Consider the following 12,946-nt stretch of genomic DNA (forward strand, 5'->3'; position numbering starts at 1 on the left):
CCTCAAGCCTGCATGAACCCCAGGCTGCGCGCACTGCCGAAGTTGCGCAGATTGGGCAGGGTCGCGTCGAGCTGAGCCTCGCTGGCGCCCAGCCAGCGCAGCAGCGTGGCGGCGTACTGGTCGACTGAGGCGCTGGGCAGCCAGCGGCCATGGCGCTCCCAAGACTCGACGCCCACGTCATCGGGCCCGCCCAGGGCCAGCTCGGGGAAGCGGCCATGCGCGCCGCCCTTCACCGCACCGCCCAGCACGAGCTGGGTGTTGCCCCAGGCGTGGTCGGTGCCGTCGCTGGCGTTGGGGGCAAAGGTGCGGCCGAAGTCGCTTTGCGTGAACAGGGTGACGGCATTGCCCATGCCGATGGCCTGCATGGCCGCATCAAAGGCCGCCAGGGCATCACCCAGACCCTTGAGCAGGCCGGCGTGCTGGCCCTGCAGCACGTCGTCGGCGATCTGGGCGTTGTGGGTGTCGTAGCCGCCCTGCTGGGCGAAGAAGATCTGCCGGCTGCCGCCCACGACGGCCCGGCCCAACACGAGCTTGGCCACCTGGTAGAGCTGGCTGGCCAGGGGGTTGGTGAACTTGCCGTCGCGGATCAAGGGCGCAAAGGCCGTATCGAGGGGCGCGGTGAGGGCCTGCTGGCCGGGGCTGAGCCAGACCAGGTCGCGCAGCCGGTCCGAGACCTCGAAGGCGTCGCGCTGCTGGGCGGCGAAGGCGCTCATCAGGGGTGTCTCGCCATTGCCTGCGTTGCCGGCATACAGCGCCTGCAGGGCCAGCTTGCGCTTGGCGAGGGCGCCGCTGGTGTCGGCCATCGCATGGGCGCCGAAGTACTCGCCGGGGCTGGGCAGCACCAGGGGCACGGCCGAGTCCGACAGCCCGAAGCGCCCATTGCCGCCCACCGAGATGACCGGGTTGCGCATCTGCATCTGCCCGGCGGCGCGGCCGCCCCAGCCGGTGCGGGCTTGCAGGTCGGCACTGCCGGCCTCCCACAGGGTCTGCTGGTCGGAGTGAGAGAACAGGCTGCCCGGCACGCCAGGGCCGCGGCCCTTGGCGGCGAGGTAGTCGGCCCGCGTCAGCGGCGCCACCAAGGGGCCGGTATTGAAGAGCGCGGCCAGCCGGCCGCTGGCGCCGGACAGCGAAGCCAGCGAGGCCAGCGACGGGTGCAGGCCGAAGTCGGTGCCCCCGAGCCGGATGAGGCTGGACTTGGGCAGGGCCAAGCGGCCCCGCACGGCGGCATAGGGCGTGTAGCGCGCGTCCAGCGGCACCACGGTGTTGAGGCCATCGTTGCCACCAAACAGGAAGACGCAGACCAGGGCCTTGTAGTCGTCGGCGTGGGCTTCGGGCGCGAAGAGCGCGGGCAGCGCGCCACCCCCCAGCGCGCCCAGAGCAGCCAGTACGCGGCGACGGTGGAGCGAAAACAGCGGCGTCATCAGCGTGGCACCTGGTATTGCGGGGACGCAAGCAACAGCAGCGCGGCGGTGCGCACGCGGCGTTCGCGCCAGTCGTTGGGGTTGGTCTTGTCGGTCCAGGCGTTGACGGCGTCCTGCACGGCACTGCGGCTGGCCTCCGGCAAGGCGCGGCCCAGCAGGGTCATGGACATCTGGTCGAGCAGCTTGGCGCCGTCGTCGGCACGGGCGGTCCAGCCTGCCAGGCTGAGCTTGGTGCCGATGGCGTTGGCCAGTTCGGGGTTGGGCTGGGCGCCGCCTTGGTCGATGAAGAAGCTCAGGAAGTTGAGCCGCGCCAGCGCGGTGTTGGCGTTGTGGATGCCAAAGGCCGGGCCGACCAGGGTGGTGCCAGGCACCGGGTAGTCCGGCGGGTAGAAGTTGAAAACCGAGGGCGCGTGGAACAGGTGCTGGTTGAGCTGCTCGCCCCACCAGTAGCCCATGGCATCGCCATCGCTGCGGCCATCGAGCAAACGCAGCGTGCCCGTCATGAAAAGCACAGGCTCGCGCAGGCGGCCGGCGTTGGCGGGCGGGGTGTCGCCGCGCGCTTCGGCATCGAGCAGGACGGCGGCCACGGTGGCGGCCAGATCGCCGCGCTGGCGCTGCCCGAAGCTGCGGCCATTGGCCACAAAACTGCCGGTGCTGAAGGCCAGCGCCACACGCTCGACATAGGCCGGGCTGGGGTTGCTGGTGACCAGCGCCTGGATCATCTGGCGGCCGATGAAGGGCGCCATATTGGGGTGCTCCATCAGGCTGTCGAGCACGGTGTCGAGCGCCTGGACGGGCGTGCTGCTGGCGGCCTTGTTGCGGCCGCTGAGCAGGCTGCGGGCCTCTTTGTCGTGCCGGGCTGGCAGCGCGACCATGTCGCCACCGTAGTAGGTGCAGTTGCTGCCCTGGGGCCAGCAGCCCCAGCGGGTGCTGCCGCCGGCCGGATAGGTCCAGCCCGTCAGCGCATAGGCGTAGGCGCGGACGGTGGCGTTGTCGTAGGTGGGCTGGCAGGTGCCCGTCTGCAAGCTGCCATCGGGCTGGAGCAAGCAGGTGCCCAGGCTGAAGAGCTGCAGCAACTCGCGCGCGAAGTTCTCGTTGGGGGCGGTGGGGTCGTTGTTGGCGTGGTCGAGGTAGTCGCCCATCACCGGCGACAGCGCCACGCGGCGCAGCACCTCGCGGTAGTTGTCAAAAGCCAGGTCCAGGAAGAGCTGCTGGTAGCGCCGCAAGCCATAGGTGCCCGAGACCTCACGGTCACTGACGACCAGAATCTGCTGCAAGGCCAGAGCCACGCGCTGGCGCAGCTGGTCGCTGCCACCGAGCGCATTGCGATAGAAGTCGCGCACCAAAGGCTCGGCCGAGTAGTAGTCGCGCCAGCACTGCACGGGGGCGCCGGGGTCGTCACAGATGAAGCCATCGGTGTTGACGTGCACGCGGTCGTCGCCGCCATCGCTGTAGCGGCTGGCCGGCAGCGCCATCTGTGCCTGGACCCAGGCCACGGCGCTTTGGCTCTTGAGGCTGGCAACCAGGGCTTCAGTCGCGCCAAAGCTGGCTTGGTCGGCCAGGCGCACGGCGTCACGGTCACTCAGCGGCGCCAGGGCCGGCAGGCTGGGCTCGGGGCTGGGCCCGGGCGTGCTGCCACCACCACTGCTGCCGCCCCCGCCGCCACCGCAGGCCGTCAGCAGCACGCCAAGCGCCAGCGCCAACGCGGGCGCAAGTCGGTGGGTCAGGCGAGGTCCCGGAGGCATGGCGGCACATGATGCCGCAGCCAATGCCGCCCGCAGCGGAAAGCCAGGTCTGCGCGGGTAAGTGAGCGTGTCGGTGTCAGCCCCGCTGCGCGCAGTTCACCGGCCGCGCACCGAGCAGTTCGGTCAGCACCTTGGGCTCGATGCCCACGAGGTAGCCGCGCCGGCCGCCGTTGATGCAGATGCGCGGCAAGGTGAGGATGCTGGCCTCGACATAGATCGGCATGGCCTTGCGCACCCCGAAGGGCGAGGTGCCACCGACCATGTAGCCGCTGTGGCGCTGCGCGACCTCGGGCTTGCAGGGCTCGACCTTCTTGCACGGGATCTGGCGCGCCAGCTCCTTCAAGCTGACTGTGCAATCACCATGCATCAGCACGATCAGGGGCTCGGCCTTGTCGTCTTGCATCACCAGGGTCTTGACCACCGCATGCTCGTCCACGCCGAGCTGGCGCGCGGACTCGGCCGTGCCGCCGTGGTCCACGTAGTCGTAGGGGTGCTCGGTGAATTCGACGCCGGCCTTGCGCAGCATCTGCGTGGCCGGCGTCTCGGAAACGTGCGTGCCTTTCTTGCTCATGTCCGCCCCTCGTCTGTCGGGTACGCCATCCGATCCCCCGTGGGGATGCGGGCCGGCTTGGGAGCGGCCCGGCGCTCGGCCCGCTGTTTCTCAGCCGTTCCGTGATTCATAGCCGTCATTGTCGGCCGCAGCCGCTCATTGCTTCGCAGCAATGTTTTATCGCAATACAATAATTTCACCCCGACCAGCCCGGCCGCCTTCCATGCCCGAAGAATTCAGCCCCAGCGGCCTGCGCCGCATCCGCCGCCTGGCCTTCTGGGTGCGCCTGATGTGCGTGGTCGGGGCGTTGGCGGTGGTCTTCCTGCCCTTTGTGTTCTGGGCCCAGGCCGACTGGGTGGCCCAGGTGCTGCGCGACGAATGGCGGCTGCCCCTGGTGCAGATGGACCTGGCCAGCCGACTGGGTGGCCTGGCCGCGTCGCTGATCCCAGCCGGCTTCATCGTCTACGTGTGCTGGCATATGTGGGCGCTGTTTGGCTGCTTTGCCGAGGGCGAACTGCTGGCGCGCACACCGGCCGAGCATCTGCGCCGCCTTGGGCTCGGGCTCACGCTGCTGGCCGCCGCGCAGCCCATCAGCCAGACCCTGGTGGTGCTGGCCGTCACCCTGGGCAACCCGCCGGGCGAACGGCGGCTGTGGTTCGGGCTCTCGTCCACGCACTACTTGGTGCTGCTCTTCGGCCTGCTGCTGCTGGCCCTGGCCCAGGTGCTGCTGGAGGGCTCGCGCGTGGCTGAGGAAAACCGCGAGTTCATCTGAAGCATGCCGATCGTCGTCACCCTCGATGTCATGCTCGCCAAGCGCAAGATGCGCTCGCGCGAGCTGGCCGAGCGTGTGGGCATCACCGAGGCCAATCTGTCGCTGCTCAAGTCGGGCAAGGTGCGCGGCGTGCGCTTCGAGACCCTCTCAGCCATCTGCCAGGCGCTGGACTGCCAGCCCGGCGAGCTCTTGAGCTGGGTGCCCGGCCCCGAGCCTGAAGACGGCGGTGGAGGCCCGGGTGACTAACCGGTTGCAGCTGCGCCGCCCGGCCTTGGGGCTGGTGATCCTGGCCGCGCACCTGGGGCTGGCACTGCTGCTCAACCTGCGCCCAGGCCAGGCACCGCAGCCACAGGCGCGGCTGCAACTGCGGCTGATCCCCGCCGAACGCCCAGCTGCCCTGCCGCCCAGCCAGTCAATCACACCACCTCCCCCGGCGCTGCGGGCCCTGCCCCGCCCTTCGGTGCCGCCACCGGCCATCGTGCTGCTGCCCCGTGCGGACACCGAGCCGGTTGAACCGGCTCAGCGTGCCGAGCCCGCGCCAACTGCTGCCCCACTGGCCGAAGCACCCGCCTCGGCCCCCCAACCCCTGCTGCTGCACACCGAAGCCACGCGCCGCGCCGTGCGCGAGGCCGCCCGCAACCCGCCGCTGGCCGTGGTGGCCCAGACGGGCCTGCCGCAGCGCGAAACCCGCGATCAACGCCTCGCACGCACCATGTCTGAAGCCGGGCGGGGCGACTGCGGCAAGGGCGAGTACGCGGGCGGCGGCATGGGCTTGCTCAGCCTGCCTTTCTGGATCGCCGCCGAAGTACGCGGCCAATGCGCCAAATGAACCACCTCCGCCCCACGCTCACCGCGCTTGCCGCCGCCGTCCTGTGCATCGTGCTTGCGCTGGGTCTGGCCAACCTGGCGCTGGCCCAAGACGCGGCAGAGCAGGTCGCCGAGCCCGCCGCCGCACCGGCTGTCCTGCCCACGGTCTCGACGACGCTGCAGCGCCACCACGACGCGCTGGCCTACGGCGAGATCCGCCCCTGGCTGCAAGGGGTCGATCAGTGGGGCGAGGGCCTGTACCGCTGGGACTTCACGCTCAAGTCCAAGTCGTCCAGCGCCCTGCCCTCTCCCCTCAAGCTGGCGCTCGCCACCGATGACGCCTACCTGCCGCTGAGCCTGGACTCGCGCGGTGTCTTCCATCTGCCGACACTCACCAGCGCAGCCGCTGCAACGGCCGAGCTGGCTGCCAATGTCGAGCGCGGCAGCCTGTCCGTGACCTGGACCCTGGCACCCACGCTCGACGCCAGCACGCTGCGCGCGGGCGAGGTGCAGCGCCTGCTCAAGGTCGCGCTCACGCTGCGCGACAAGCTCTTCCGCTGGTACCAGCGGCCGGTGCGGGCACCGCTGCCGCTGTACATCCGCGTCTGCGCCGCTGAGGGGCTGTACGCCTACGAGTGGCAGGAGGGCGCCGTGCAGCGACGCCTAGAGCTGCCGCTCGCCGCACCCGCCGCACCTTCAGCTTTGCCAGCTTCCGATACGGGTGCCGCTGCCCAGCCCGGCACCCCCGCCATCCCCTGCGTACGGCTCACGGGGGCTGAGGCTGTCCCTGCCGACGCACGGCTGGTCGGCCCGGCCGGGCCGCTATCAGCTGCACGCGTCGATCTGCGCCACGCCAAGGACAACTGAGTGATGACGAAACGCCGCCTCCCCGCCCCACAGCAGCAGCTCCTGCACCTCACCCTGGCAGGCATCGCGCTGCTGAGCAGCGGGGCGCGTGCCCAGGACGCCCCGGACACGCCCGCCGTGCTGCCCACCGTCGAAACCCAGCTCAAGCGCGACCAGAGCGTGATGCCCTACGGCCGCATCAATGAGCTGATGCGCAAGCTGGCGCAATACGGCGAAGGCCTGGTGCGCATGGACTGGAAGGTGGATGCCGAGAAGTCCAAGGTGCCCATCGCCCAGATGCGCATGGCCATCGCGTCTGACGAGGGCTACCACCCCATCCAGATCGCCCCCGACGGCAGCTTCAAGCTGCCCCTGCTGCCGGCTGAGCAGGCCAAGTCCGCCGAGGTGGCAACCAACACCGCCAAAGGGCAGATGACGGTACGCGGCAGCCTGGAGCTGAACCTCACGCCCGAGCAGCTGGACATGGCCACGGTTCGGCGGCTGATGCGCCTGTCGCACCGGCTCAAGACCGAGCTGCTGCCCTGGTATCTGCGCTGGCTCTTCCCGGACGTGCAGGGCGTGCTGGTCTGTGCGCCGCAGGCCCCTTTCGAGCTGGAGTGGCACGAGGGCGAACGGCCCGAAGGGCAGCTGATGGCGGTTCAACTGCCGGCCAACGATCGCGCACAACAAGCCAAAGACGGCGAGCCCGCCCGCGTTTGCCTGCTGCTGACCGGCCAAGAGCGCTGGGGCGACAGCGCCCGCCTGGTGCCCACGCCCGGCACCAAGCTGAACCTGAAGCTGGGCAGCTGAGGCCCGCCGGTCGCCGGGACGGCGACACCGGTCGAATCAGATTTGCGGTTTCCGGATTCGGGCTTTCCCGAAATCTGGCGCGCCAGCTTTGCGCACTCCCTCACGAATTCCGCCCCGGCGAAGCGCGGATAGCGCTCGCCAATGTGCCTATCACATTTATCATTTTGATCACTTAAGGAGATCATCATGACGGCCCTCGCACTCATCGAACCCCAAGCCCGCGCTTCAGCCGGCGCCACGCTGCGCGAAGTGCTCACCGCCCGCCTGGGCCAGGAGGAGTACGCGCTGGACATCCTGGCCGTGCAGGAGATCCGCCGCTACGAGCCGGCGACCCGTATCGCCAACGCGCCCGCCCAGGTGCTGGGCGTGATGAACCTGCGTGGCGTCATCGTGCCGCTGATCGACCTGCGCCATCGCCTGGGCTTGCCGGCCTTGATCGACTCGCAGACCGTGACCATCGTGATCCGCCTTGGGCACCGCACCTTTGGTCTGGTCGTGGACGCCGTGGCCGACGTGGTGGCGCTCGACCCCAGCTGCATCCAGCCCTCCCCTCGCCTGGGCCACCAGGTGCGCACCGAATACCTGACCGGGCTGGCCCGGCTCGAGACCACGAGTGGCGAACGACTGCTGCAACTGGTCGACCTGGCCGCCCTGCTGAGCGACCTTTGAACCACAACCCCACTACCCCGACGGACTCTCCAATGAACGCGTTCAAGACCCTGCGCATCGGCACCCGGCTCGGCCTGGCTTTCGGTGTACTCACCCTGCTGCTGTTGGCCATGGCCTTGATCGCCCGTTCGGGCCTGGCCAGCATCAATGAGCGCCTCGACGGCGTGCTGCACGACCGCTATGTCAAGGTCAAGCTCGTCAACGAGCTGGGCCACCAAGTCAACCAGCAAGCCCGCAGCACCCGCAATCTGCTGATCATGGACAGCGAAGAGGACCGCCGCAAACAACTGGGGGCCATCGCCGAAGCCGGCCGCATCAACAACGAGAAGTACAAGCAGCTGGAGGCCACGGTCCACACGACACAGGGCCACGCCATCCTGACCGAGGTGGAAGCCACACGGGCCGCCTATCTCGCCGAGCTGGACACCTTCCTGCAGGCCATCAAGCAGCAGGACACGGCCACGGCACGCAGCGTGCTGCTGGAGCGCGTGCGCCCCCGCCAACTGGCATACCAGGGCAAGATCGACGCGATGGTGGCGTTCCAGGAAAAGCTGATGGAAGAGGATGGCGAAGCCACCGTGCTGACGGTGCAAGGCGTGACGGCCCTGGTGCTAGGCGCTGCTGTGCTGGGCGTAGTGGTGGCCGTGGTGGCCGGCGTGCTGGTGACGCGGTCGGTAACGCGCCCCGTGCAGGGCGTGATCTCCACGCTCAAGACCGTGGCCAGCGGCGACCTGACCGTGGACGCGCCCATCAACCGCAGTGATGAGATCGGCGAGTTGCAGCGCAACCTGGTCGCCACCATCGAGGCCTTGCGCCACGTGGTGGGCGAGGTGCGCTCGGGGGTGGAGTCGGTCACCACGGCATCCGGCCAGATCGCGGCCGGCAATCAGGACCTGTCGAGCCGCACCGAGCAGCAAGCCTCCAGCCTGCAGCAAACCGCTAGCTCGATGGAACAGCTGACCAGCGCCGTGCGCCAAAGCGCCGACACGGCCCGCACCGCCAGCCAACTGGCCACCCAGGCCAGCGACGCCGTGGGCCGGGGCGGCGCGGCGGTGGACAACGTCGTCAGCACCATGGAGGACATCAGCCACAGCAGCCGTCAGGTGGTGGACATCATTGGCGTGATCGATGGCATCGCCTTCCAGACCAATATCCTGGCCCTCAATGCCGCCGTCGAGGCGGCCCGCGCGGGCGAGCAAGGACGCGGCTTTGCCGTCGTGGCCGGCGAGGTGCGCGTGCTGGCCCAGCGCAGCGCCGAGGCCGCCCGCGAGATCAAGGCCCTGATCGGCAGCAGCGCCGACAAGGTCGAGGCCGGCAGCCGGCACGTAGCGGAGGCCGGCCAGGCCATGAGCGACATCCTCGACCAAGTGCGCAAAGTCAATGACCTGATCACCGAGATCGCCAGCACGGCCGATGAGCAGAGCCGCGGCATCGACCAGATCAACGCTGCCGTCACGCAGATGGACCAGGTCACCCAGCAGAACGCGGCCCTGGTGGAAGAAAGCGCTGCAGCGGCCAGCAGCCTGTCGCAACAGGCCGAGAGCCTGTCACGCGCGGTGAGCGCCTTCCAGGTGCAACAGGAGCGCGCTGCCCCAGCCTACGTGGCGCCGGCTCGTGCTGAGCTGCCCGCTCGGCCCGCTCGGCGCACTGCAGCGCCCTTGCCCGCGTCGGAAACGACCTGGGAAGCCTTCTGAGTGGCGGCTGGTGGGGATCTCAGGCGGCCACTGCAGCCGCCGCCGATGCCTCCGCCAAGGCCTGCTCCCGCAGGCGCAGCACGCGGCGCTGCACCTTGCCCGTGGTGGTCATGGGCAGGGTGTCGATGAACTCGATCTCCTTGGGGTACTCGTAGGGCGCCAGGCGCTCACGCACATGCGCCTGCAGTGCGGCCACCAGGGCCGCATCGCCCACCCGGCCAGGGGCCAGCACCACAAAGGCCTTGACCAGCGCACCGCGCTCGGCGTCAGGCTTGGGCACCACGGCCGCATTGGCCACGGCCGGGTGCTTGACCAGGCAGTTCTCGATCTCGCCGGGGCCGATGCGGTAGCCGGCGGCCTTGAACATGTCGTCCGCCCGGCCCTGGTACCAAAGATAGCCGTCGGCGTCCTGGGTGGCCAGGTCGCCCGTGCGGCACCAGCTGTCGCTCGGATTGCCCGTGAACTTGGTCTGCGTCGCCGCCGTGTTGTTCCAGTAGCCGAGAAAGAAGACGGGGTCGGGGTCGCCATGGGCGTCACGCGTGTGCACGGCCACCTCGCCCAGTTCCCCCGGGGCGCAGACGCGGCCTTGCTCGTCGATGACGGCCACGCGGTGCCCCGGGTAGGGCCGCCCCATGCTGCCCGGCCGCGCCGGCCAGACCGCGTGCGAGTTGCCCACCACGTAGTTCATCTCGGTCTGGCCGAACATCTCGTTCACGGTGACGCCCAACTCGTCGCGGCACCAGGCAAACACGGCATCGCCCACGGCCTCGCCCGCGCTCATCAGGCCCTGCAGGCGCAGGCGGTGGCGCTGCGGCCGGGGTTCGGCCTTCATCATGGCCTTGAGCGCGGTCGGGAAGAGAAAGGCGTGCGTGACGCCGTGACGTGCCATCAGCTCGAAGGCCTTGGCCGGCTGGAAGCGCCCCTGGTAGGCCAGGATGGGCCGCCCGAAGTAGAGGCTGGGCAGCAGCGCGTCCATCAAGCCGCCGGTCCAGGCCCAGTCGGCAGGCGACCAGAACACCGCCTCGCTGGGCTTGTCGTCGTCCTCGGGGTCGAAACCGAACCAGTTCTGGCTGGCGATGAAGCCCGGCAGATTGCCCACCAAAGCCTGCTGCGGGATCAGCGCGCCCTTGGGGTTGCCGGTGGTGCCGCTGGTGTAGAGCAGCAAGGCCGGGTCGGTGGCCAGGGTCTCGGCGGACTTGAAGCGCGCTTCTTCGGCTTGCAGGGCGTCGATCCAGCCGATCTCTTCAAGGGCCGGCGAGACCTCGGCCGTGCACTCGCCCACCACGATCACACGGCGCAGCGCCTCGCAGCGCGGCTTGGCCTGGCGCAGCGCGGGCAGCGCCTCGCAGGCCACGATGGCCAGCACCGTGCCGCTGTCGCGCAGCCGGTACTCCAGCGCCTCGGCGCCAAACAGCAGGGACAGCGGCATGGCCACGGCCCCGATCTGCTGGATGGCGATGTGGGCCACGGCGGTTTCAAAGCGCTGGGGCAGCACGATGGCCACCCGGTGGCCACGCCGCACGCCTTGCGCCACCAGGGCGTTGGAGAGCCGGTTGGCCGTGCGCTGCAGCTGCGCAAAGCTGTGCTGCATGCTGCCGCCAAACTCGCTCTCAACGATCAGCGCGGGGCTGTTGGGCGTCTCGCGGGCCCAGCGGCCACAGCAGGCCTCCGCGATGTTGAAGTCCGGCGGAACCTGCCAGCGAAAGGCCTTGTACAGCGCTGTGTAGCGATCGACAGCCATCGGCGCGTCCCTCCGCGTCTTCAGGGGGGACCGATGCTAGTGGCGGGCTTGAAGCCCGACCAGACCCGTTAGATCCGCGTTAACCCGCGCTAACTCGCCGACAGCTGGCGGCTTACAGGGGCAGCCAGGACGAGGCCGACCACTTGCCCGGCGTTTCTTCGCCGCTGTAGCGCTTCAGCGCGTCGCCCGTCAGGCGGCAAAGCTGCCAGTCGGGCAGTACCTCGGCGCCGAGCTTTTGGTAGAAGCGCACCGCGTCTTCGTTCCAGCCCAGCACCGACCACTCGAAGCGCCCGTAGTCGCGCGCGCAGGCCAGCTCGGCCATGTGTACCAGCAGCGCCTTGCCCAGGCCGCTACGGCGGTGGGCGGGGCGCACGTACAGGTCTTCCAGGTACATGCCGGGCTTGCCCAGGAAGGTCGAGAAGTTTGTGTAGAAGATGGCAAAGGCCACCGCCTCGCCGTCGATCTCACCGATCAGGCATTCCGCCACCGGCCGGGGGCCGAACAGGTGGGGCCCGAGCTTCTCGGGTGTCACTTCGAGCAGGTGGGTCAGTTGCTCGAACTCGGCCAGTTCCTCGATGAGCCGAACGATGATGGGCAGGTCTTGGGGCTGCGCGGCGCGGATCTGAGGTTTGTTACGGGTAAACATATCTTGAATTTTGGACAGGCCGAAAGCCCACGAAGCCACGGACAGGGATGCTTGCATCGCCGTCGTCAGGCTCTAGAGTAGCCGGCATGTGTGCTTGCTATGTCGCGGTGTATCCGCAGCTTGACGACTTTCTCACTCTGCGAGGCCTGCGCCACCACATCCTGCGCTGGGGGAAACCCGTGACTGGGCAACCAATGGTGATCGCGGTGCATGGCTGGATGGACGTGGGCGCCTCGTTCCAGTTCATGGCCGACAGCCTGCTGGCCCAGGGTTTTGAAGGTGAGATCGTGGCGCTGGACTGGCGGGGTTTCGGGCTCTCGGACACCAGCGGCAGCGATGCCTACTGGTTCCCCGATTACCTGGGCGACCTCGACGCCCTGATCGACCAGCTCAGCCCCGACGCCCCGGTGGACCTGCTCGGCCACAGCATGGGCGGCAATATCGCCATGAGCTACGCGGGGGTACGGCCCCAGCGGGTGCGGCGCTTGATCAATCTCGAAGGCTTCGGCCTGCCCGACAACCCGCCCGAGGCCGCGCCGCAACGCCTGGCGCAATGGCTGGACGAGCTGAAGGAGCCCGCCCAGCTCAAGCCCTATGCCAGTCTGGCCGACGTGGCCGCCCGGCTGCAGAAGAACAACCCGCGCCTGCCCGATGACAAGGCCGCCTGGCTGGCGCCGCACTGGGCCAGCAAGAGGCCTGAAGGCTATGCGCTGCGCGCCGACCCCGTGCACAAGCGCGTCAACCCCGTGCTCTACCGCGCCGCCGAGGTGGACGCCTGCTGGCGCGCCATCACGGCGCCCACGCTGTGGGTCGAGGGCGCCGACACCCAGGTGCTGCGCTGGTGGGGCGGCCGCTACCGGCGCGAGGACTTTGACGCCCGGCTGGCCCAGGTCACCCAGCTGCAGCGCCGCGTGCTGCCCGACGCCGGCCACATGCTGCACCACGACCAGCCAGCCCTGCTGGCGGCCGAGGTCAGCGGCTTTCTTCGCTGAGCCGCGCCTCAGCGTCCAGCCGCTCCATGCGGCGCGCATAGAGGTGGACGATGGCCACGAACCCGAGCACGCAGCCCTGCGAGGCCAGCCAGAAGGACAGCGGCCAGCCCATCAACGTCCAGCTCAATTCACGCGCGAAATAGACCGGCACGAAGACCAGCAGCACCCACAGCAGCAACAGGCCCAGCGTCAGGCGCCGGGTGCGCTGCCAATGCGTGGCAGGGGCGGGGGCGGGCATCAAGTCAGCATTCAT

General features: G+C 69.2%; 14 protein-coding genes. 8 read left to right on the forward strand and 6 right to left on the reverse strand.

Annotation, left to right across the window (positions count from 1 at the left end; translation table 11 throughout):
• Positions 1–2: 2 nt before the first annotated feature.
• From ABDJ85_RS07200 to ybaK, 3 genes are all read right to left on the reverse strand, one after another.
• Positions 3–1,421 carry a DUF1501 domain-containing protein gene (locus ABDJ85_RS07200; protein ID WP_347704091.1) on the reverse strand — a complete coding sequence of 473 codons (1,419 nt, stop codon included), beginning with the start codon at positions 1,419–1,421 and terminating at the stop codon, positions 3–5.
• On the reverse strand, positions 1,421–3,166 hold the full coding sequence (locus tag ABDJ85_RS07205) for a DUF1800 domain-containing protein (RefSeq protein WP_347704092.1): 1,746 nt from the start codon (positions 3,164–3,166) through the stop codon (positions 1,421–1,423). The genes ABDJ85_RS07200 and ABDJ85_RS07205 overlap by 1 nt, the downstream gene beginning before the upstream one ends.
• Before the next feature lie 76 nt (positions 3,167–3,242).
• The gene (gene ybaK, locus ABDJ85_RS07210) at positions 3,243–3,737 is read right to left on the reverse strand and encodes a Cys-tRNA(Pro) deacylase (RefSeq protein WP_347704093.1); all 495 of its coding nucleotides are present in this window, start codon (positions 3,735–3,737) and stop codon (positions 3,243–3,245) included.
• Between the two features lie 202 nt (positions 3,738–3,939).
• Here ybaK and ABDJ85_RS07215 point away from each other — a divergent pair, with 202 nt between their 5' ends.
• From ABDJ85_RS07215 to ABDJ85_RS07245, 7 genes are all read left to right on the forward strand, one after another.
• On the forward strand, positions 3,940–4,488 hold the full coding sequence (locus ABDJ85_RS07215; protein ID WP_347704094.1) for a hypothetical protein: 549 nt from the start codon (positions 3,940–3,942) through the stop codon (positions 4,486–4,488).
• Positions 4,489–4,491: 3 nt separating this feature from the next.
• Positions 4,492–4,734, forward strand: coding sequence for a helix-turn-helix domain-containing protein (locus ABDJ85_RS07220; protein WP_347704095.1), 243 nt, complete (start codon positions 4,492–4,494; stop codon positions 4,732–4,734).
• Positions 4,727–5,317: a flagellar biosynthesis protein FlhF gene (locus tag ABDJ85_RS07225; protein ID WP_347704096.1), complete on the forward strand. Its 591-nt coding sequence runs from the start codon at positions 4,727–4,729 to the stop codon at positions 5,315–5,317. Before ABDJ85_RS07220 ends, ABDJ85_RS07225 begins: the two co-directional genes overlap by 8 nt.
• On the forward strand, positions 5,314–6,162 hold the full coding sequence (locus ABDJ85_RS07230; RefSeq protein ID WP_347704097.1) for a hypothetical protein: 849 nt from the start codon (positions 5,314–5,316) through the stop codon (positions 6,160–6,162). The genes ABDJ85_RS07225 and ABDJ85_RS07230 overlap by 4 nt, the downstream gene beginning before the upstream one ends.
• Before the next feature lie 3 nt (positions 6,163–6,165).
• Positions 6,166–6,951 carry a hypothetical protein gene (locus tag ABDJ85_RS07235; RefSeq protein ID WP_347704098.1) on the forward strand — a complete coding sequence of 262 codons (786 nt, stop codon included), beginning with the start codon at positions 6,166–6,168 and terminating at the stop codon, positions 6,949–6,951.
• 186 nt (positions 6,952–7,137) lie between these two features.
• Complete coding sequence (locus tag ABDJ85_RS07240; protein ID WP_347704099.1) at positions 7,138–7,620, forward strand: chemotaxis protein CheW; 483 nt, start codon at positions 7,138–7,140, stop codon at positions 7,618–7,620.
• Positions 7,621–7,652: 32 nt separating this feature from the next.
• Positions 7,653–9,314, forward strand: coding sequence for a methyl-accepting chemotaxis protein (locus ABDJ85_RS07245; protein ID WP_347704100.1), 1,662 nt, complete (start codon positions 7,653–7,655; stop codon positions 9,312–9,314).
• A 19-nt stretch (positions 9,315–9,333) separates the two neighbouring features.
• Here the strand turns inward: ABDJ85_RS07245 and ABDJ85_RS07250 are convergent, their stop codons facing one another.
• The gene (locus tag ABDJ85_RS07250) at positions 9,334–11,055 is read right to left on the reverse strand and encodes an acetate--CoA ligase (RefSeq protein ID WP_347704101.1); all 1,722 of its coding nucleotides are present in this window, start codon (positions 11,053–11,055) and stop codon (positions 9,334–9,336) included.
• Between the two features lie 112 nt (positions 11,056–11,167).
• On the reverse strand, positions 11,168–11,701 hold the full coding sequence (locus tag ABDJ85_RS07255) for a GNAT family N-acetyltransferase (protein WP_347704102.1): 534 nt from the start codon (positions 11,699–11,701) through the stop codon (positions 11,168–11,170).
• A gap of 179 nt (positions 11,702–11,880) precedes the next feature.
• On the opposite strand from ABDJ85_RS07255, the gene ABDJ85_RS07260 reads away from it, so the two are divergent.
• The gene (locus tag ABDJ85_RS07260; protein ID WP_347704103.1) at positions 11,881–12,693 is read left to right on the forward strand and encodes an alpha/beta fold hydrolase; all 813 of its coding nucleotides are present in this window, start codon (positions 11,881–11,883) and stop codon (positions 12,691–12,693) included.
• Here the strand turns inward: ABDJ85_RS07260 and ABDJ85_RS07265 are convergent.
• Complete coding sequence (locus ABDJ85_RS07265; protein ID WP_347704104.1) at positions 12,674–12,946, reverse strand: DUF4212 domain-containing protein; 273 nt, start codon at positions 12,944–12,946, stop codon at positions 12,674–12,676. The genes ABDJ85_RS07260 and ABDJ85_RS07265 overlap by 20 nt on opposite strands.

It is taken from the genome of Roseateles paludis (genome assembly GCF_039872745.1).
GTDB lineage: Bacteria > Pseudomonadota > Gammaproteobacteria > Burkholderiales > Burkholderiaceae_C > Pelomonas > Pelomonas paludis.

Coding starts and splice junctions, on each gene's coding strand:
- ABDJ85_RS07230 (WP_347704097.1), top strand. CDS start 5,314: ATGAACCACCTCCGCCCCACGCTCACCGCGCTTGCCGCCGCCGTCCTG.
- ABDJ85_RS07220 (WP_347704095.1), top strand. CDS start 4,492: ATGCCGATCGTCGTCACCCTCGATGTCATGCTCGCCAAGCGCAAGATG.
- ABDJ85_RS07205 (WP_347704092.1), bottom strand. CDS start 3,166: ATGCCTCCGGGACCTCGCCTGACCCACCGACTTGCGCCCGCGTTGGCG.
- ABDJ85_RS07265 (WP_347704104.1), bottom strand. CDS start 12,946: ATGAATGCTGACTTGATGCCCGCCCCCGCCCCTGCCACGCATTGGCAG.
- ybaK (WP_347704093.1), bottom strand. CDS start 3,737: ATGAGCAAGAAAGGCACGCACGTTTCCGAGACGCCGGCCACGCAGATG.
- ABDJ85_RS07245 (WP_347704100.1), top strand. CDS start 7,653: ATGAACGCGTTCAAGACCCTGCGCATCGGCACCCGGCTCGGCCTGGCT.
- ABDJ85_RS07235 (WP_347704098.1), top strand. CDS start 6,166: ATGACGAAACGCCGCCTCCCCGCCCCACAGCAGCAGCTCCTGCACCTC.
- ABDJ85_RS07255 (WP_347704102.1), bottom strand. CDS start 11,701: ATGTTTACCCGTAACAAACCTCAGATCCGCGCCGCGCAGCCCCAAGAC.
- ABDJ85_RS07215 (WP_347704094.1), top strand. CDS start 3,940: ATGCCCGAAGAATTCAGCCCCAGCGGCCTGCGCCGCATCCGCCGCCTG.
- ABDJ85_RS07240 (WP_347704099.1), top strand. CDS start 7,138: ATGACGGCCCTCGCACTCATCGAACCCCAAGCCCGCGCTTCAGCCGGC.
- ABDJ85_RS07250 (WP_347704101.1), bottom strand. CDS start 11,055: ATGGCTGTCGATCGCTACACAGCGCTGTACAAGGCCTTTCGCTGGCAG.
- ABDJ85_RS07200 (WP_347704091.1), bottom strand. CDS start 1,421: ATGACGCCGCTGTTTTCGCTCCACCGTCGCCGCGTACTGGCTGCTCTG.